17 protein-coding genes are annotated in these 18,991 nt (G+C 70.0%); 9 read left to right on the top strand and 8 right to left on the bottom strand.

What is annotated here, in order from left to right; translation table 11 throughout:
- Positions 1 to 10: 10 nt before the first annotated feature.
- The 3 genes from QHF89_RS09165 to QHF89_RS09175 all read right to left on the bottom strand — a co-directional run bounded on the left by QHF89_RS09165 (position 11) and on the right by QHF89_RS09175 (position 5,389).
- Positions 11 to 2,779 carry a beta-propeller fold lactonase family protein gene (locus tag QHF89_RS09165; protein ID WP_136970966.1) on the bottom strand — a complete coding sequence of 923 codons (2,769 nt, stop codon included), beginning with the start codon at positions 2,777 to 2,779 and terminating at the stop codon, positions 11 to 13.
- On the bottom strand, positions 2,779 to 3,708 hold the full coding sequence (locus QHF89_RS09170; protein WP_284720271.1) for an STAS domain-containing protein: 930 nt from the start codon (positions 3,706 to 3,708) through the stop codon (positions 2,779 to 2,781). The genes QHF89_RS09165 and QHF89_RS09170 overlap by 1 nt, the downstream gene beginning before the upstream one ends.
- Before the next feature lie 457 nt (positions 3,709 to 4,165).
- On the bottom strand, positions 4,166 to 5,389 hold the full coding sequence (locus QHF89_RS09175; protein WP_136970967.1) for an oxygenase MpaB family protein: 1,224 nt from the start codon (positions 5,387 to 5,389) through the stop codon (positions 4,166 to 4,168).
- 96 nt (positions 5,390 to 5,485) lie between these two features.
- On the opposite strand from QHF89_RS09175, the gene QHF89_RS09180 reads away from it, so the two are divergent.
- A complete protein-coding gene (locus QHF89_RS09180; protein WP_136970968.1) occupies positions 5,486 to 6,145 on the top strand; it encodes a TetR/AcrR family transcriptional regulator in 660 nt (219 codons plus the stop codon).
- 106 nt (positions 6,146 to 6,251) lie between these two features.
- Entirely contained in the window at positions 6,252 to 7,037 is a 786-nt protein-coding gene (locus tag QHF89_RS09185; RefSeq protein ID WP_136970969.1) for a class I SAM-dependent methyltransferase, read from the top strand.
- 337 nt (positions 7,038 to 7,374) lie between these two features.
- On the opposite strand, the gene QHF89_RS09190 is transcribed toward QHF89_RS09185, so the two are convergent.
- Together QHF89_RS09190 and QHF89_RS09195 are read right to left on the bottom strand one after the other, a co-directional pair.
- A complete protein-coding gene (locus QHF89_RS09190; protein ID WP_136970970.1) occupies positions 7,375 to 7,782 on the bottom strand; it encodes an Mpo1-like protein in 408 nt (135 codons plus the stop codon).
- A gap of 30 nt (positions 7,783 to 7,812) precedes the next feature.
- Positions 7,813 to 8,604: an enoyl-CoA hydratase/isomerase family protein gene (locus QHF89_RS09195; protein ID WP_136970971.1), complete on the bottom strand. Its 792-nt coding sequence runs from the start codon at positions 8,602 to 8,604 to the stop codon at positions 7,813 to 7,815.
- A gap of 175 nt (positions 8,605 to 8,779) precedes the next feature.
- On the opposite strand from QHF89_RS09195, the gene QHF89_RS09200 reads away from it, so the two are divergent.
- The 5 genes from QHF89_RS09200 (at position 8,780) to QHF89_RS09220 (ending at position 14,557) form a co-directional block, all read left to right on the top strand.
- A complete protein-coding gene (locus tag QHF89_RS09200; RefSeq protein ID WP_170229404.1) occupies positions 8,780 to 9,052 on the top strand; it encodes a phosphopantetheine-binding protein in 273 nt (90 codons plus the stop codon).
- Positions 9,053 to 9,119: 67 nt separating this feature from the next.
- Positions 9,120 to 11,345, top strand: a complete 2,226-nt coding sequence (locus tag QHF89_RS09205; protein WP_136970972.1) for a beta-ketoacyl synthase N-terminal-like domain-containing protein — start codon at positions 9,120 to 9,122, stop codon at positions 11,343 to 11,345.
- Positions 11,345 to 12,133, top strand: a complete 789-nt coding sequence (locus QHF89_RS09210; RefSeq protein WP_284720285.1) for a hypothetical protein — start codon at positions 11,345 to 11,347, stop codon at positions 12,131 to 12,133. Before QHF89_RS09205 ends, QHF89_RS09210 begins: the two co-directional genes overlap by 1 nt.
- Positions 12,130 to 14,049, top strand: a complete 1,920-nt coding sequence (locus QHF89_RS09215; RefSeq protein WP_136970974.1) for a beta-ketoacyl synthase N-terminal-like domain-containing protein — start codon at positions 12,130 to 12,132, stop codon at positions 14,047 to 14,049. Before QHF89_RS09210 ends, QHF89_RS09215 begins: the two co-directional genes overlap by 4 nt.
- A 31-nt stretch (positions 14,050 to 14,080) precedes the next feature.
- Positions 14,081 to 14,557 (top strand): hypothetical protein, encoded by a 477-nt coding sequence (locus QHF89_RS09220; protein ID WP_232379760.1) that lies wholly within the window; start codon positions 14,081 to 14,083, stop codon positions 14,555 to 14,557.
- A gap of 336 nt (positions 14,558 to 14,893) precedes the next feature.
- On the opposite strand, the gene QHF89_RS09225 is transcribed toward QHF89_RS09220, so the two are convergent.
- The 3 genes from QHF89_RS09225 to QHF89_RS09235 are packed head-to-tail and all read right to left on the bottom strand — an operon-like array spanning position 14,894 to position 17,370.
- Positions 14,894 to 15,811, bottom strand: coding sequence for a patatin-like phospholipase family protein (locus QHF89_RS09225; RefSeq protein WP_136972534.1), 918 nt, complete (start codon positions 15,809 to 15,811; stop codon positions 14,894 to 14,896).
- A 58-nt stretch (positions 15,812 to 15,869) separates the two neighbouring features.
- Complete coding sequence (locus tag QHF89_RS09230; protein WP_136972535.1) at positions 15,870 to 16,559, bottom strand: hypothetical protein; 690 nt, start codon at positions 16,557 to 16,559, stop codon at positions 15,870 to 15,872.
- Positions 16,534 to 17,370, bottom strand: coding sequence for a class II glutamine amidotransferase (locus QHF89_RS09235; protein ID WP_136972536.1), 837 nt, complete (start codon positions 17,368 to 17,370; stop codon positions 16,534 to 16,536). Before QHF89_RS09235 ends, QHF89_RS09230 begins: the two co-directional genes overlap by 26 nt.
- 272 nt (positions 17,371 to 17,642) lie before the next feature.
- Here QHF89_RS09235 and QHF89_RS09240 point away from each other — a divergent pair, with 272 nt between their 5' ends.
- Together QHF89_RS09240 and QHF89_RS09245 are read left to right on the top strand one after the other, a co-directional pair.
- Positions 17,643 to 18,461, top strand: coding sequence for a PDZ domain-containing protein (locus tag QHF89_RS09240; protein WP_136972537.1), 819 nt, complete (start codon positions 17,643 to 17,645; stop codon positions 18,459 to 18,461).
- A 3-nt stretch (positions 18,462 to 18,464) separates the two neighbouring features.
- Positions 18,465 to 18,986, top strand: coding sequence for a TrmH family RNA methyltransferase (locus tag QHF89_RS09245; protein WP_136972538.1), 522 nt, complete (start codon positions 18,465 to 18,467; stop codon positions 18,984 to 18,986).
- The last annotated feature ends 5 nt before the right edge of the window (positions 18,987 to 18,991 follow it).

Here is an 18,991-nt window from a genome sequence, read left to right on the forward strand (position 1 = left end):
GTCAAGCGATTTACGGCGTGCTGTTGGGATCCGCCGGATCACTCCCGGCGTCGTGCTCGTCGCCGTCGCGGAACCCGTCCTCGTCGCGGTCGAGGCCCAGGCGCTCGCCCGAGCCGGGCGGCGTGCAGGTATAGGTCAGCGGCAAGTTGAGCAGGAGGGACACGAGGCGGAGCGTGGCGTCCGCGATCGGGGGAGAGCCCGCGCGATTGCTCGTGAACAGGCCGCCGCCCGCGTAGAGATAGCCGAGCTCGCTGCCGAGCAGGTGCCCCTTCACGACGAGATCACATTCCCCGGCCTCGGCGCGGCTGCGCAGCAGATTGAGGCGGGCGTGGACGGCCGCGTTGCTCGTTTGGGTCAAGGTCGCCTGCTGCCCGACGATCGGCGCCATGTTGGAGTCGAACGCGAGGAGGAACGACTCGACCTGCCGACGCAAAAGCTGGCCGCTCGGGCCGACCGGGAATCCCTCGGGGTTGAATTCGCTCTCTCCGAAGCCGAAATGCATGAATCGGAAGATCGTATCGATCATGCCATCGTGCAGAAAGCCGAAGCCGCGCACCTGATCGCCCATGAAGCCATTGTCGCCCGGCTCGATCCCAGGCGCCTCGGCCATGCCGAACATCCCGACCTTCTGGTAGAGGTTGCGGAAATGGGGGACCTTCATCGTTTGCGGCGTCCCCTCGAAGGTGCTCAGGCCCATCGTGCCGAAGAAACCCGGCGCCTCGCTCTCCGGATTGCCGGTGGTATCGAGGGTATGGCATCCCTCGCAGCTATGCGTGACGTCGGACATGGGGCCGGTGAAGAACGCTTTCCCCGCTTGCTGGTCCGGCGTGAGCGAGTTGTCGAGGTTGCGGATCGGGTTCGGCGGATAGGTGATGCGCAGGACGAAATCGGTGAATGCGTCCATGTCCGGCTCGGAGAGCTCGGTGTGGCGCCCCAGGAGCTCCACGAAGGCGGGGTTGAATTTCTTGAAAGCCGCGACCTCGTCGAAGATCCCGCTGTCCGGCTGGACGGACGGCGCGTCGTTGCCGCCGGTGCGGTCGCCGCGCCAGTGCATCGGACCATGGTTTGCCATGCCGCGCAGGCTCTGGGTGGTCATGGGGCCCTTCATCGGGCGATAGTCGGGGGTGCCGGGATCCTCGACCAGGAAGGGCCCCGGATTGGTGATCGTGACCGCGTCCGGATTGCCGAGGTCCCAGGCCAGGCTGTCGAAATCGCCGAACACGTGGCAACTCGCGCAGGACGAGTCGCCGTGGCTGGACGAGAATTTCGCGTCGTAGAGGAACTTCCGGCCATGCGTGATGCTGGGCGGCTCGGGGTTGTGCATCGGCACGTGGGCCGTCTCGACGCGCGTCGCAGTATCGATGATGGAAATGGCGTTGTCGAAGCTCGTCAGCGCATAGAGGCGGCCGCGCGCTTGATCGAGCACGATCCCCGTGGGCCCCCCGCCCGAGACGGGGATATGGTTCGTCGCCGAGGGCACGAACGTGTCGTTCTCCAGGGCTGCCGTATTGAAAATGCCGATCTTGTTCGAGCCCAGGGCGGCCACGTAGAGCGTCGCGCCGTTGCTGGTGATGGCCATGCCCTGCGGCAGCGCGAGGCTCCGCTCGTTCTCCGTATTGGGCAAGGGCGCGCAGCAGCTCGCGTAATCGATGTGCTTGTTGATGTGCCGCGGGGCCACGCTGCCCGGGCCCAGCACCGTGATTCGGCTCTCGTGCAGGTGCCCCCGCAGCGTCTCGCCCGCGAAGATCCCCGGGCCCTCGAACCGCTTGTCGTTCTGTGCGTCGGTGTTGGTGACGTAGACCTTCCCGTTCACCGGGTTGACGATCATGTTGTACAGGATCGTGCCGACGCCGGTGTAAAACCCTGACGGGCCTGCCTTCTGGGCCGGGGGATTGGCCGTGGCGTCGATGACGAACACGTCCTCGTCGGGCAACGAGAAGCGCACCTCGTCGTCCCACGTACGGCCGATGGAATCGACCCAGTTGGCGCCGTTGTGCTTGACGATGATGCTGCTCTCGGGCTGCGGGAGGCCCTCGAAATTCGTGTTGGGCGCGGCGACACCGCCGGCCGCTTCCCCGCCGTCGGGGACCAGCAGATCGCTGACGACCGTCGTGCGGTTGCCGGAATGGAAGGCGGCCGCATACACCTTGGAGCCGTCGGGGGAGACGGCGAGCGCGCGCGGCGTGTCGCTGAAGAGGGTCACGATGGTGAGCGGCGTCCCACCGAGGGGCGCGCCCAGCGCATTGGCGTCGAAGACCCAGACGTCGGCGCGGCCGACGCCGGGCGTGGCGAACTGCGGGTCGCTCGGGCGATTCTGGCCGCGGTGGGCTGTCGTGACGAATGCGCGACGGCGGTTCGGCCCACCAAAAACGATATCACGAGGTTCGTCCCCCACGAGCAACGTGCGCACCACCCGCCCGTGCTCCGGGTCGCTCACGTTGACGACGCTGATGCTGTCCGAGAGATGATTGACGACCCATACCTCGTCGTCGTTTCTCGCCGCGACGGCGACGGGCTCGAGCCCCACGGGCACCGAGCCGACGTGTGACAGGCCGTTCTTTTTGACGCGGAAGATCTCCAGCCGACCATCCGGGGTATTGACGGCGAAGAGATGTTTGCCATCGGTCGACAGTGCGAGGGGGCGCACTTGACCACTTTCGAAGAGTGTGTACGACGAGGCCGCGTGTGCGAGGGTGGGGGCGGTGAGGGTGGGGGCGGTGAGGGGGGCGGCGAGCCCTGCAATCGCGAGGGCTTTGCGCAGCAATCCAGATCGGGTCATCACCTGTTCCTTGCCAGCGTCGCGGGGCGGATTCCGGCGTTACGCCGGAGAGCGTGCTCGACGCCACTCTGCAATGTGCTACGGGTGACGAGCCCGCGCAAATCGGTCCCGAGCTCGACGAGCGTGCGCGCGGTCTCCGCCCGGATACCGGTGAGTACGACCTCCGCCCCGAGGAGCGCCACGGCCTGCGCGGCCTGGATCAGCCCATTGGCGACATCCGCGTCCACCACCGGGACGCCGGTCACGTCGAGGATGGCGACCGCCGCCCGATGCGCCATCACCCCTTCGAGCAGCGTCTCGATGACCTGCTGCGCGCGCGCGCCATTCACGACGCCGATGAGCGGCATGACCACCACGCCCTTGGCGATGGGGATGAGCGGCGTCGACAGGGCGCGCAGGGCCTCGGCCTGCATGCGAATGATCTCCTCCTGGAGGCGTACGTTTTCGGCCTCGGCGCGCTGCGTCTGCTCGATGGCCCGCTGGGCCCGCTGCTGCGAGGTGACGTCGATGTTGAATTCGACCACGTACTCGGTGCCGTCGTCGCCCTGGATGGGGATGTAGGTGGTCTCGGTCCACACCACGCGTTCGTCGACGGTCGCCAGGGTGGACCCCGCGGTATCGTACGAGGTCGGCGGCATCGTGATGTTCGTATGCTCGTCGGCCGACCGCTCGAAATTGGCGACGAATCCCATCGATATCGATGCCGGATCGGTCAGGATGTTGAATTTCCCGATGATGTCTTCCCGGACACCCCCGACGACGTCCAGGGAATTGCGGTTCATCGCGACCGACAGCCCATCCCGCCGGTAGACGCCCAGGCCCACAGGGATGGCATCGAAAATCTTACGATAGGGAACGCGCCGCTCGTGCTCCGTGAGGGTGTTCTCCAGCACCTCGCGCTCGGCGAGCGCGCGTTCGAGCTCGTCCACCCGCGCGCGCAGGGCCGCGTTATCGGCTCGTAAGGCTTCGTAGGTAGGCTCGTCGTTCACGCCTCTCCTCCTTCCAGGGCCGCACCGCCAGCACGCATTGGTTGGGACAGCAAACAGCCGGAATTCACCCGCGTATCGTATCCGCGAGCAACACCCGCGAGGAAGGGAATCCGTGCGGCACGAGGCAGGATCCTTCGTCTTGTGTGGGCGGTGTAAGGAAGGTGATGCGACAGCCGATTGACGGTTGCGACTTGCGTGCAGTCTCCACGCAATTTCGGGTTGATGCGGTGCCTTCGCGGAGTGCCCCCTCTTCTTACCAGCCGACCGATCGCGAGCATGGAGCGGTGGGCTGCAAAACGACGGATCGCAGCGAGCTCGCAATCGCGTCCGCGTGCGTCCTGCCAAACAAATGCTTGACGATGGGCGATTTTGCCCCGGAGAGGGGTACCTCGTGATTCTAGCGGCTCTCGCTTCGCGGCGGGTACGGTCGGTACGCGGGGGGCTTGCCGTCGAGCGCGCGCTCGACGTTGCGCCGGACCCGGTCCCGGCGGATGCGCGTGAGGAGCGCGTCGCCGCCCGGGATCACGAGCCGTACGATTTCGGTCGCGAAGTTCCACGCCGCGCTGCCGAGGACCAGCCATTTCCACGCGTTGTTCGGCAAACCGAGCTCGTCGCCCGCTTCGTCGCCCAGCACGAGCCGCGAGAAGCCCGCGCGCCACTGCGCGTCGACGTAGACGAGCGGCCGTGGGCGATCCGGCTCCACCGGCACGGCGAGCAGCGCGGCGGCGAGCTTGCGGCTGTCCTCGTCGCCTCCGGGCTGCGTGGCGGCAGAAAGATAGACGAGCGCGCACGCCTCCTCGAAATCGCGCGGGAGCTGGTCGAGGCGGACGCCCATGAGATACCCGACGTACCGCCAGAAATGCACGAGCGCGTCCGCCTCGCGTCGCGTGATGATATGGCCGAGGGTGCGGAGGCCGATCACGAACACCGCCGAAAAGAGGAGGTTCGTCGCGAGCAGGTCGGCCTGGTTCACCGGCAGGCCCCACGCCTCGTTTTGCCATCGCGGATCGTCCGCGAGCCGGACGCGCACCATGGCGTGCATGAGCCGGACCATCACGGCGCCGCGAAACCCGGCCGAGTCGCGCGCCACCGTTCGCGACGCGTACAGATCGAAGACGAACTTCGACGTCTCCGCGAGCCGCCGATACGCCATCGATTCGAGGGCGCCCGTGAACGCGATCGGCTTGTTCGCGGCCGACGAGCGGTAGCCGCCGGTGAGGCAAATGCAGCTCAGGACCCGCTCGCCGCTCATCCCCACGCGATCCGCCGTCCGCGCCGCGAGCTCGAGCTTCTCGTCGTCGACCCACGCCGGCCGGGCGTCGAGCTCGGCGAAGAGCGCGACGAGCGCCGCGGGCGCCTCCGCAAGGCTGTGGATGCCCTCATCGACGGCGCGCCCGAGGAGCCGATACCCCTCGCCGCGTGGCAGCTCGGCGAAGCTCCGAACGACCTCGTCCGCGAGCGGATCGCCGTCGAAGAGGGTGTCGCGGAAGCGCGTGATGTGCTCCTCGCGCGGCGGCGGAAGCCGGTACGCCTTCCGGAAGAGCGCGTTGCGCGGGCTCTCCTTCACGAGAGGGTCCTGGTACCGGGTCGGAACGGCGCGGGCGCTTGTGTGGGCGGCCATGCGGGTCTCCTGCGTCTCCTGGTTGCCCCCGATCATGATCCGAGCAAGAACGCCGATCAGCTCGGATTCCTCCCCTCGCCTCGGCGGTGCACGCGCATGATCGGAAAAGTCTTTGATCCGAAGCCGCGGAAGTGGCCCCGGCAGGGGCGGTCCCGGGCCACCTTCGACGCGATCCTGGATGCGACGGCTCGGATTCTCGAAGAGCGCGGCTACGAGGGGCTGACGACGAACGGGGTCGCGGAGCGCGCCGGCGCGAGCATCGGGACGCTCTACGAGTATTTCCCCGACCGCGAGACGCTGGTCGCGCTCCTCGTCGAGCGTGAAGCGCGCCGGGTGCTCGCGGCGCTGGAGGCGAGCATGGCCTCCCTCCATGGCCTTCCGCTCGAAGCGGCGATGCGGATCTGGCTCGAAGCGATGTTCGTGGAGCTCGAATCGCGCCGGGCGCTCGTGGCCGCGCTCCTGACGGGCGTCCCGTTCGTGGGCCTCTTGCCGATCGCGACGGAGTTTCCGGCGCGCCTCGTCGGCATCGCGGCCGCCGGGGGCAGCCATCGGCGCGAAGAAATCACGCTCGACGGGCTCCCTTCGGTCTTTTTCCTGATGGCGAACATGCTCCGCGGCGCCTACCTCGCGATGCTCCTCGAACCCCCGGCGGGCCTGTCTCGCGCGTGTTTGCTCGACGACCTGACCGTGCTGGTGATGCGCATGCTGCGCCCTTTGCAGCCGGCGACGCCCCGCGTCACCGACGAGGGCGCATGACCCATTTGTCAAGCTGATTTTCCCGGGCGCCAAGCGGCTGCGCGAGGGAGGCGGGGCGGGCGTGACGGCCCTTGAGCCGTCGGGGGTTGCCAGTCATGCTCCGTCGATGCCGACGTCCGACGGAGCGAGGAGCACGAGCTACGAGCGCCTGCACCACATCATGGCGGCGGCCGAGGATCGCAGCGGCCCGTGCGCGGCGCAGGTCTTCGGCCTCTTGCGTGGCCAGGGCATGGAGATCCGCAGCGTGCTCGATGTCGGCTGCGGCCTGGGATCTTGGCTGGCCGCCGCGCGGGACGCGCTCGGCGCGGAGGTGCTCGGCGTGGACGGGCCCTGGACGAACCTCGATCTGCTTCGAATCGACCGCGCCCGCTTCCAGGTGGCGGACCTCGAAAAGCCGCTCTCCCTCGGCCGGTCGTTCGATTTGGCGATTTCCGTCGAGGTGGGGGAGCATCTCCCCGCGGAAGCGGCCCCGGTGCTCGTGGCCTCGCTCGCGCGCCACGCCCCCGTCGTCCTGTTCTCGGCGGCGATTCCGGGGCAGGGCGGCATCTCGCACGTGAATGAGCAATGGCCCGCCTATTGGGCCGAGCGATTCGCAGAGCACGGATTCGGTTGCTACGACGTGCTGCGCCCGATCCTGTGGGAGCGCAGCGACGTCGATTGGTGGTACAAGCAAAACCTGCTGCTCTTCGTCCACGAGGCGAGGGCCGCGGAGGCAGGGGTGCGGCTCCACCTGGGCAGCCCCGAGACGCCGCGCCGGCTGGTCCACCCGGACGTATTCGCCGTGCGCTGCCCGCCCCGCAACATCGATATCTTTTACGAGAATGGGACGGCCAAGGGCCGGTATTGGGAGTGCGACCGCGAGACCGGTGAGCTGCGGGAAAGCGGTCGCTGAGAAGGTCACCAGGTCGCGCGCCGACCTCCGCGCGCGTCCTCGTCGAGCGACCAGGTCCCGCTCCCTCCTCCCGCCGCACCCTGGCGAGCTCGCAAGGTCGCGAGCAGACCTCCCCACGCGTGCTGTTCAACCCACCAGCGCAGGATCCCGACGCCTCGTGCGTCCTCGGCCATGCACCCGAACGGGATCCCGGCTCCCTGCGTGTGCTGGTGGGCTGACGCGTCGGCGATCCCGCGGAGGGGTGTGACCTGGCGAGGTGGCCAGGCCTCTCCGGCGGCTCGGTTCGCGTCCTTGTCGACGTGCGAGGGATGGATATCCCTGCGGTCGACGGGGTCCTTCAGTTCACCCCGTTCGTGCCGGCCTGGTAGTGCGTGTAGCCGGCCGTGGCCTCGTCCTCGTCGTGGCCCTTGCCGTTGCTCGACGTCACGCGCTCGACCTCGGCGTCCATCGTGCCCCGGAGCATCTTGCTCCACATCACCCAGTCGGCCGCGAAGGACCAGAGCGGGTACTTGAAGCTCGCGGGCTTGTTCTTCTCGATGAAGAAGTGGGAGAACCACGCGGGCCCGTAGCCGGCCACGAGCGCGATCGGGACGAGCGCCGGGCGGCGCAGCGCGATCGCCGCGAGGGCCGTCAGCCCCGCCGCGGTCGTCCCGGCGAAGTGGAAGAGGCGCGTCGCCTTGAGGCTGTGCTCGCGCACGTAAAACGGCCAGAATTCCTCGAAGCTCTCGATGTCCTTCGTCGACATGTCTGACGTTCTACCACGCCCGGCCGCGGTTCACTTGCCCTGGAACGACGCCTTGCGTTTCTCGACGTAGGCCGCGATGCCCTCGCGGGCGTCCTCGGAGGCGAAGAGCTCGGCCTGGAGCTCCCGCTCGAAGGCGAGACCCTGCTCCAGGCCCATTTCCATACCGGTCTGCACGGCGCGCTTGATACGCCCGACGGCCAGGGACGCGCGGCCCGGGGTCGTGAAGCCCTGGGCATATGCGATCGCGCGGTCGAGGAACGCGGCGTGGGTCTCCGTCTGCCAGACCTCGTCGACGAGGCCGTAGGCGAGCGCCGTGTCGAAGTCGAACGTCGTGCCCTCGCACATGAGCTTGATGGCGCGCGGTTTTCCGACGAGCCGCGCGAGCCGCTGCGTGCCGCCCGTGCCCGGCAAGACGCCGAGCGCGACCTCGGGCAGGCCCACCTTCCCGGCGCCGCGCCGCGCCACGCGCAGATCACAGGCGAGCGCGATCTCCAGACCGCCGCCCACGGTGTGGCCGTTCAGCGCGGCGATCACGAGCTTCGGCGTGTGCTCGAGGCGCAGGAGCGTCTCGTTTGCGTGCAGGCAGAACTGGTATTTGAAGCTCGGCGCCGCGGTCTTCAGCATGTTGATGTTGGCGCCGGCGCAGAAGAACTTCTCGCCGTGACCCGTCACGACGATCGCCTGCACCGCGTCATCGAAGCGGCAAGCGAGGATCGCCGCGTCGAGCTCCTTCATCATCTCGTGCGTGTAGCCGTTCACCGGCGGGTCGTTCAGCGTGAGGACGGCGACGCGAGATCTTGTTTCGCACTCGACAAGAGCCATGGCGCGCCCCATTTACCGTGGCGGCGCGACGGGATCCACCGCCTGCGCCACGGCGGGCACGCTCGCGATGCGCGCGTGTTCTCCTTCCTTCCGCGACGCCGGCCTCGGGGCGCGGCGGCGCGAACCACCTTCAAACGGGGCACGGTTTCGTGCTACCTGGGACGCGTTGAACCCCATGGATCCTGCGGACGTGCGGCAGAAGCTCAAGGAACTCATGGTCACCGAGCTGAACCTCGAAGGAAAAGCGCCGTCGGACATCGACGACGCGGCGCCGCTCTTCGGCGAGGGGCGCGGGCTCGGGCTCGACTCGCTCGACGCACTTCAGCTCGCCATGTCCGTGGAAGAAAAATTCGGCGTGCGTGTCCCGGAGGGGGACGAGGCCCGCAGCATCTTCGCCTCGGTCAACGCGCTCGCCGACCACATCGTGCGCGCGAAGGCCGCGGCCTGACGAGGACGTTTTCCGTTGTCGCCCGGCCGAACGCGCCGGGCGGCGCCGTGACGAGGCCGAGGGGCGCATGCGCATCTGGGTGACCGGCATTGGCGTCGTCTCGCCCCTCGGGCGCGGGGCCGGCGTCACCATGGACAGGCTGCTCGCGGGCGATCGCGCCTTCGGCGAGCTCTCGCTTTTTCATCTGCCCGACATGCGCACGCGGCTCGCCGCGGAGGCGCCCGGGATCTCGGCGGCCGAGGTCGCGCCCGAGGGCGACGCCGAGGCGTGGTCGCGCACGGACGCGATGAGCGTGCTCGCGGTGCGCGAGGCGCTCGTGCAGGCCGGCGTCGCGCCCGCGGCCGCGCCCATCGATCTGATCGTCGGCGGCACGACCGCCGGGATGTACGAGACCGAAGATTTGCTCGCGGAGCTGTCGCGGGACGCGGACGCGATCAAGCCGCTCCGGGCCATGCTCACGCACCCGCTCTCGTCGACGGCCGATCACGTGCGCGCCGCGGTGGGGCCGTTCCGCCGCGTGCGCAGCTTGTGCAGCGCGTGTTCGAGCGGGGCGAACGCGCTCCTGCTCGCGGCGGCCTGGATCCGCGCGGGCGTCTCGCATTGTGTGGTCGCGGGCGGCGCCGATGGGCTTTGCCGGCTCACGTACACGGGGTTCGGCGCGCTCTCGGCCGTGGATCCGAACCCGTGCCGCCCGTTCGACAAACGCCGCGCGGGCCTGAACCTCGGCGAGGGCGCGGCGTTCCTCGTGCTCGAACCCGAAGACACGAGCCGCGCGCGGGGCGTGACGCGGCCGATCGCGGAGCTCGTCGGCTGGGGCGTGGGCGCCGAGGCGCACCACATCACGAACCCCGAGCGCGAGGGGCGGACGGCGGCGCGCGTGATGCAGGCGGCGCTTGCGAAAGCGCGCCTCTCGCCCGCGGACATCGACCACGTGAACGCGCACGGGACGGCGACGCCGCTGAACGACTCGATGGAGGCGGCCGCGATCCGCGCTTGTTTCGGGCCGGAGGCCGAGCGCGTCCTGGTCTCGTCGGTGAAGGGCCAGATCGGGCACACGCTCGGGGCCGCGGGCGCGATCGAGGCGGCCGTGTCGGTCATGACGATCGCGCGGGGCGAGATCCCGCCGACGCAGGGGCTCGAAGAGGTCGATCCCGCATGCCCGCTCGCGCACGCGACACGCGCGACGAAGGCGGACGTGCGTGCCGTGATGTCGAACTCGTTCGGCTTCGGAGGAACGGACACGTCGCTCGTGTTCGCCGCGCCGGGCGTGTTTCCCGCTCCCGAGGCGCTGCCGCGGCGCGCGGTGGTGGTGGTCTCCGCGGCGACCATCGGCCCGCTCGGGGTGCTCGGCGCGCGGGAGAACGACGCGTACCTGAAGCCAGGTCCTGCGCCCGCGCCGGGGCCGATCGCCTTCCAGGCGGCCGATCACCTCGACGTGGGCCGCGCGCGCAGGCTCGATCGGGCGGGCCGGCTCTCGGCGGTGGCGATCCAGCGGGCGCTGCGCGACGCGGGCCTCGATCCGCTCGATGCCTCGATCAGCACGGAGGTGGGCGCGATCCTCGGCGCGGCGTTCGGCAGCGTGGATGGCTCGACCGCGTTCATGCGGCGCATCTACGAGAAGGGCGTGAAGTTCGCGAGCCCGGCGGATTTCCCGAACCTCGTGCCCTCGTCGCCTGTTGGGCACGCGTCGATCTACCTCGGGCTGCGCGGGCCCGTGTTCGCCGTGGCCGACCTCGGGGTGACGGCCGAGTGCGCGGTCGTGACGGCGGCGGACCTGATCGCGGTCGGCGAGGGCGAGGTGCTCGCGGCCGGCAGCGTGGAGGAGGCGAGCCCGATGATCGAGCGTTGCCTCGGGCCGATCTGCTCGGGCGAAGCGCGCGGCGTCCGCAGCGAGGGCGCGAGCGCGATCCTGCTCGAAGCCGAGGAGCACGCGAAGGCGCGCGGGATCCGGCCGCTCGCGCGTTTGCCCTGGTGGACGTCGTGGCGTGGCGCGGGCGAGGGCGTCTTCAAGGACGCACCGGCGCCGTCCCAGCATTCCGCGGTCCTCACCGGGCAGGAGGATCTCCCGCCCGGCCTGCATTTGCCCGAGGCCTGGGCGCGTGTCCCGCATCGCGCCGTCGCGCCGCGGTCGGGCGTGCACGAGGGCGCGGGCGGGTTCGCCCTGGCCGCGGCCCTCGCCGCCATCGCGCGGGGCGAGCTCGACGCTGCGCTCGTCGTGGGGCACGCGCCCGAGCGGGGGTACGCTTTGCTGCTCACGGCCGAGCGATCGCCGGACGAATCCGGTTCGTCGTGATGGGCCGCGCCGGCTTGCTCGGGGCCTTCACGTTGCTCCTCGGCGTGACCTCGTGCGCGGCGCCGGCCGCGCTCGCCCCGCGCGCGGCCGAGGCCCCGACGCTCGCGCGCTGGCGGGAGGCGCGGAAGAAGCTCGCGGCGATCTCGAAGGCGGCCGAGGGCGAGGGCGCGCGGACGCTCCGGCTCGCGCTCGCGCTGCGGGAGCCTTTGACGGGCCGCACGCTGGAGGCGCGTGGCGCCGTGGCGATCGCGCCGCCGGACGCGCTGCGCATGATCCTGCTCGGGCCCGGCGGCACCACGGCGCTCGACCTCTGGGTGCGCGGGGAGCGCTTTCGTTTTGCGGTCCCCGCGATCGACCTCTTGAAGCGCGGCGACGCGTCGACGCCCCGCGCCGAGACACGCGGGCTGCCCGTGGATTTCCTCCGCTGGTGGCTGCTCCGGCCCGCGTCGGGGCGGCTGCTCTGGCACGAGGCCGCGCCTTCGGGGGATCGGTTCACGTTGCGCGACGGCGCGGCCGTGATCGAGCTTTACGCGGCGCATTCGGGGGCGCTCTCGGCGCGGCGCACGACGTGGTCGAGCGATGGGATCCGCGCGGAAAAACTCGACGAGGAGAGCGTGGAGGCCGATCGGATCGGGTGCGGCACCGTGCGCTACCGCCAGGCCTCGACCGGGCTCACCGTCACCGTCACGTGTGAGGGCGAGGAGAAAGGGCGCGCGCCGAACCCGCGCGCCTTCACGGATCCGGATGCGCCTGCGGAGGACGTTGCCGCGGGAGGAGGCGCCTCGTGAGTGATGCATGCGTGATCGCGGTCGGCGCCGTCTCGGCGCTCGGCGTGGGCCCGAGCGCGTACCACGCGGGGGACGTCGGCGCGCCGGCGCGTGGGGTCCTCGCCCGGGACGAAGACCTCGCCCGCGCCGGCCTCGCCCGCCCCTTCGCCGCCCGCGCGCCCGGCTCGCTCCCGCTCCCCGCGGGCACGGCCTTCGAGGATCCCGCGGCGGCGCTGCTCGCGTGTGCGCTCGGGCAGATCGTGCGCTCCCTCGACGAGACGCGCCCCGCTTGGCGGAACGAACGCCTTGGGATCGCCGTCGGCACGTCGAGCGGCGGGATGATCGGGGCGACGCGGTGGTTTGCGGCCCGCGAAGCCTGGGCCCGCGGCGAGGCGGCTCGCGAGGACGAACGCGCCGCGCTCGCCCGACGCGCCACCTACTTCGCGCCCTTCGACGAAGCGCTCGCCGCCGCGGATCTTTCGAGCCCCAACGTTCGCCGCGTACACCTCGTCGCCGCGTGCGCCGCTTCGACCCTGGCGATCGGCCTCGGCCTGCGATGGCTCGACCGGGGCGCCTGTGACCTCGTGATCGCCGGCGGCTACGACGCGGTCTCGGGCTTCGTCGCGACCGGCTTCGAGGTTCTCCGCGCGACCACGGCTTCACGTCCCCGGCCTTTTCGCGTCGGCCGCGACGGCATGAGCCTCGGCGAAGGCGCCGGCCTCGTCGCGCTCGTCCGCGAACCGCACACCCGCGGCGCCTCGGTGTTCGTCCGTGTCGCCGGCTTCGGCGCCTCCACGGACGCCGTGCACATCACCGCGCCCGACCGCACCGGCGACGGCCTCGCGCGCGCAGGGGCCGCGGCGATCGCCGACAGCGGCCTCGCCCCCGCGTCGATCGGCCTCGTCAGCGCCCACGCGACCGCGACCCCCTTCAACGACGCGATGGAGTCCCGCGCGATCGCCCGGCTCTTCGAAGCCGTGCCCGCCCCCGTCGTCCACCCCTTCAAGGCCCAGATCGGCCACACGCTCGGCGCGGCCGGCGTGCTCGAATCCCTCGCCGCGGCCGACGCGCTCCGCCGCGGGATCGCGCCCGCCGCGGCCGGGGAAGGCGAGCTCGATCCGGACGCCGCCGTCGCCCTGCTCGATCACGCCGAGGCGCGCCCGCTCGACGCCGCGCTCAAGCTCTCGGCTGCGTTTGGCGGCGCGAACGCCGCGCTCGTCCTCACGCGTGCGCCGAGCGGACGCGCGCCGCGACGAGCGCGCCCCGTGTACCTGCACGCGCACGCCGCGATCACGAGCGTCGACCTCGTCGAGCTCTCTGCGCTGACGGGGGTCGCGCGGGATCGCCTCGCGCGCCTCGATCCGCTCTGCCGGCTCGGGATGCGCGCCGTCGCCGAGCTCGCGCGTGTCGTCGGGCGCGAGGCCCTCGCAGGCGCCGGCATCGTCGCGGGCCACGCGCTCGCCACGCTCGACACGAACGAGCGCTTCGACGCGCGCCGCCGCGCGCGTGGCCCCGGCGCCGTCGATCCACGCCTCTTCCCGGCCACCTCGCCGAACGCCGTCGCGGGCGAGTGCGCGATCGTCTACCAGCTCCGCGGCCCGAGCTTCGCCGTCAACGCGGGCCTCGACGGCGGCACCGAGGCGCTCTCCGTCGGCGCGGAGCTCGTCGCGATGGGCGACGCGGATCGTGTCGTCGTGCTCGCGGTCGACGAAGCCGGCCCTGCCGCGCGTGATCTTCTGTCATGCACATCCGCCGCGGGCCGCGCCTACGCTGAGGGCGCGATGGCTGTGTTCCTCGGCGCTTCCGCGGAAAATGCGCTTGCTTCGATCGACCCTGACATCACGAGCGACCCTGACGCGGGCCCTCTCGGGCATCTTGCCTTGCAGGCAATCGTCCTCGATTTCGTGACAAAATGGCGGTCGGCTTGCCGGGGGTAGGGGTCCTCTGGCAAGTTGCGCGTGGACCTCGATGCCTTCGACCCGAACCCTTGCCGCCTTCGCGATCGCCCTCTCCACGCTCACGGGATGCGCCACGCGCTACATCCCCAACACCGACGTGGAGGACACCGACGAAAACCGCAAGATCATCGCATTTTGCGAGAAGTATCGGCACGCCGTCGAGGAGAAGGATCTCTCCGTCCTCTACAGCTTCGCGTCGCCCGACTATTACGAGGACGGCGGCAACGTCGATCCGGGCGACGACATCGATTACGCCGGCTTGAAGGCCTACCTGAGCGGCGCCTTTCAGGACGCGCGCGCGATCCGCTACGAGATCCGCTACCGCCGCATCTCGCACGAAGACGGCATGTTCTTCGTCGACTACACGTACAGCGCGAGTTACCGCATCCCCGGCACGCGCGGCGAGGAGTGGCGCCGCAAGGTCGAGGACAACCGCCTCGAGCTCGTGCCCTACAACAACGAGTTCCGCATCGTCGGCGGCATGTGACGAGGCCGCTGCGCTGGGGCTTTGCCCCAGGCCCCAGGAGGGGGCTGTCCGCCCCCTCCACCCCGGACCAGCGAGGCGCTGGACCCAAGCTCGATGACCTGCGCTCCGCGCAGCTCATCGAACAGACCCGGTCAAGACCGACAACGACGTTCCCCACCAAAACAGCCGTGCTGCTGGTTCGGCTGGCACCCCGGCTTCTTCGTCGGCCTGTTTGAAAAACTGCGCGGAGCGCAGTTTTTCAACCCTGGGTCCAGCCCCTGGCTGGTCCGGGGTCGAGGGGGCGGACAGCCCCCCGCGGGGTCCGGGGCAGAGCCCCGGGCGCGGGCGGCTCCCGGGTCAATTCAGCGGGCTCGTCTGCTTGTTCGTCCGCTCGAACAAGCCCTTCTCCTTCGCCTCGGCCAGCACCCGCAGCGCTTGCCGATATCCACGCAGCACGAGCGATCGCACCGCGAACCGGTTCAGGTAGCTGAAGGCCCCGATCTCCGGCGCGATGTCGAGGAACGTGACGTGCGGGTGGAGCTTTCCGTAAAGCTCCACGCCCTGCCGCTCCTTCTCCGTGAGCAGCACGCTGAGCGACTGCCGCAGCACAGGGAAGGGGCCGCGCCGCGCCAGGCTACGCCGCCCTTCGCGCACGTGCTCCGGCTTATACACGTTCGAGACGATCACCACGTCGGCCCCCGCCGCGATCGCGATGTCCGCCGAGAGCGTGCGCGCCACCTCGCCGTTCACGTAGTACCGGCTGCCGATGCGGAACGGGCGAAAGATCCCGGGCACGCAGCAGCTCGCCGCGACGGCGCGGCTCACCGGCGTCGTCTCCTCGTAGCCCGGACCGAACACCACGCGCTCGCCCGTGTCGATGTCCACGGCCGTCACGAACACGGAGTTCGGGAGCTTGCGGAAATCGTTGATGGGCAAGAAGCTCGAGAGGTAGGTCTCCAGGCGGTCGGCCGAGAAGATCCCCGAGGCGAGGTGCCCCGGATCGAGCAGCTCCGCGGGCCTCGGCAGGCCGAGGAACGTGGACGGGAAGAGCCGAGGGCCACGATGACGGCGCCGCCACGGCAGGCGATACGCGTCGAGCAGGACGTCGAGCGGGATGTCCTGGCCATAGGTCGCGGAGATGAGCGCGCCGGAGCTCGTCCCCACGAAGATCTCGGGCAAGACGCCGAGCTCCTCGCAAGCCTTGAGGACCCCGAGGTGCGCGAGGCCTCGCACGGCCCCGCCCGACGCCACGAACGCGACCTTGAGGCGACTCATGGGAGACATTGTGGTCACCCGCGCGAGGTCGGGCAATCGGGCGACCTGGCCCCGATTCTCAAGGCATCTGAAAATCTTCGACGAGGCGATAGATGCGGTATCGCTCGCCCTCGCGGCGCAGCCAGAGCACGACCTCCTCGCCGAGGAGCCGATCCGACCCCACGCGGGACGTCGTGATCGGCACGCGCACCACGACGTCCCCCATCGAGAGCGCCTCGACGCGGATCGCCGGGTGCGGCGAGGACGTGAGCGCATCCTCCGCGCGGTAGACCTCGAGCTCCACCTCGCGGAAGACGACCTCGCCGGCGAGCCGCGTGTAGTCGAGCCGGCGCATGCGTTGCGTCCAGAAGAGCGGCGCCGAGGGCGAGCTGCCGCTCGGGCCGTAGGTCGTGCTGATCGACAGCGCGTCCCGCGTGAAGAGCCCTTCGAGCGCCTCCATGTCCTCGTTCACGATCGCCCGGAAGAACCCGCTCACCGTGGTGAGCACGGCCTCCGTTCCGAGCGGCGTGCGCAGCGTGACGAGCCCCGCCTCTGCGTTCGCCACGTCCCGCGCGCGCGGCGGCGCGCTCGCCGGATCCACCGCGACGCCGTCCGGCCTCCGGGAGCCTTCGGGCAGCTCCGACGTGGTGGCAAACAGAGGCGCCCCCGCGCCCCCGCAGCCAAGCAGGCCCACGAACAGGAGCACGCACGCCGCCATGGAGACGCGCGCGCGGCGAGGCAGCTCAGATCGGCTCGATGAGAGGATCATCCGTGCGGGTGAGCGTGACGATCGCACGGTCCTGGACGGCCGTCCATCCGGGCGGCGTCTGGTCGTCGTCGAAGTCGGAGGCGAGGATCGAGAGGCGGCAGGAGGCGAAGTCGGGCAAGCGCATGCGCCCGAGGCCGCCGTCGCCGAGGATCCGTTCGAGATCCGAGGCGCCCTGGAAAACGCGGCGAACCATGCGGCCGCTCCCGTGCATGGCGATGACGTAATCGGGGGCCGCGACGAGCAGGTTCATGCGGCTCGGTCCCTTGCCCTCCTCGGCCGAGAGCCCGTCGACGAGCGCGATGCTCGAACGGAGCGCGCTGCGCGCCGTCTCCGGCGGTATGTCCTGACGTTCGAGGGCCCCGGCGTCGTGGAGGAACGAAAGGAAGAGGTGGAAGAGCAACTCGCTGTCCGTCTCGCCCCGAACATCCCGCTGCAAGAACTGCGGGAGCGAGTCCGAGAGGCGGCCGCGCAGCGTGGAGAAGGCCTCGATCGTGCCGGTATGCGCGAAGAGCCATTGCCGGTACCGGAAGGGATGCGTGTTCTCCGTGCGCGAGCCGCCGACGGTGCCGAGCCGCACGTGCGCGATCAACGTGTCGGCGCGCAGGCCGTGGGTCATCTCGGCAATGCTGACCTGCGGACGATCGTCGATGGGGCGGCGTTTCAAGAGGATCTCGCCACCCTGGTAGAAGCCGACACCCCAGCCCGGGATCCGATCGGGCTGCTTGTGGACTGCGAGGTGGCGCGCTTCGAGCTCGAGGACCCGTGCCCCGAGGTCCGGACGGTTGCCGACGAAGCCGACGAGACGAGCCATGGCGTTATTTCCCTCTCCGCGAGCGCGGTGAGACGTGGGGGGGATGGACGGAGCCTGCTCCCCTTTTTGTGATGAAACGGAGGCGTCCAGGCAAGCCACTGCTTCGCTTGCCGGCCTGCATTCGGGCCGCAGACCCGAACGACATGGGGAGAGGGAGCGAGGCGTCATCGGGGGCCCCCGCAGCGCCCCACGATCTCTGATAGACAGGAGCTTCGTCCTTGGCCAGGGTGCCCCGGACGCGCCGTGACTCCGTCTCGAACTTCCCCTCCGCGATGAACACGAAAAGACTCGCCTCCGCGCTCGTGCTCGCGAGCACCCTCGCCGCCTCGGCGCTCTCGACCGGATGCGTCGCGCTGTATCCCGAGATCGGGACGAACATCCGCAAGATCACCGCCGAGCAGGCGCTCGATCCGCCGCCGCCCGAAGACCTGCGCTGGATCCGCCTCGTCTCCGGGACGATCAAGGACTCGATGCGCGACGGCAGGACCTGGAAACAAGCCCTCGGCAAGCTGCCGGATCCCTACGCCAAGCTGTACATCAACGACCAGGAGGTGCTGCGCACGAACCCCAAGAACGAGACGCTCGAGCCGAGCTGGGACGACGCGCCGCGCGGCAACTTCCAGGTCTCGTCCGCGGACAAGATGCGCGTGGAGATCTGGGACGCGAACACCGTCACGGACAAGCCCATCGGCGTGAAGGACTTCCGCGCGACCGAGGATCTCGTGCTCGGCGATCGCATCCGCATCGACGTGCCCGGCGCCGGCGAGGTCGTGATCGCCTACGAGCGCGCCCACGCCATGTTCGGCCTCGGGCTCTGGTTCGAGCTGCGCACGGACACCTGCTTCCTGACGCGCATGATCGGAGGCAGCCCCGCCGAGCGCGCAGGCGCGCAGCCAGGTGACGAGGTCGTCCAGATCGGCGGCAAGGACGTGAAGACGATGAGCAGCAACGCCGTGCGGAGCGCCTTCAACTCGATCCCCTCGGACGGCCTGCCCGTCGTGCTGCGGCACGCCGACGGGACGACGGCGAGCGTGACCCTGCGCGAGGGGCCCATCTACCCGACGTTTGCCGAGTTCGGGCAAGTCGACTGATCCGTGAAGGTCCCCGCGTTCAACCTGTCGACCGACGAGATCCGCGAGGAGCTCGCCCCGATCCGGCACCCCTTCTCGATCGCCGTCTGCCGCGCCAAAAACCCCTTCAACATCGGCGCCATCATCCGCACCGCGCACTCGTTCCTGGTGCGCGAGATCTTCCTCGTCGGCACCGAGCCCTGGTACGAGCGCGCCGCGATGGGGATGGCCAAGTACGAGACGATCGTCGAGTGCCCCGACGAAGAGGCCTTCCTCGAAGCCGTACGCGGCCGCCCGCTGATCGGCGTCGAGCGAGATCACGCGCGCACGACCTTGTGGGAAGCCGAGATGCCCGACGGCCTCGTGTTCCTCTTCGGCAGCGAGAACGACGGGCTCTCGGACCACCTCCTCGCAGCGTGTAGCCAGGTCCTGGCCATCCCCATGTACGGGATCAACCACTCGTACCCCGTGGCGATCGCCGCCGGCATGGTGATGTGCGAGTGGGCGCGGCGCCGCGATCCGCGGGGAAATCCCTCGCTGCGGTAATTGGT

The organism is Polyangium sorediatum (assembly GCF_029946465.1).
Classification (GTDB): Bacteria; Myxococcota_A; Polyangia; order Polyangiales; family Polyangiaceae; genus Polyangium; species Polyangium fumosum.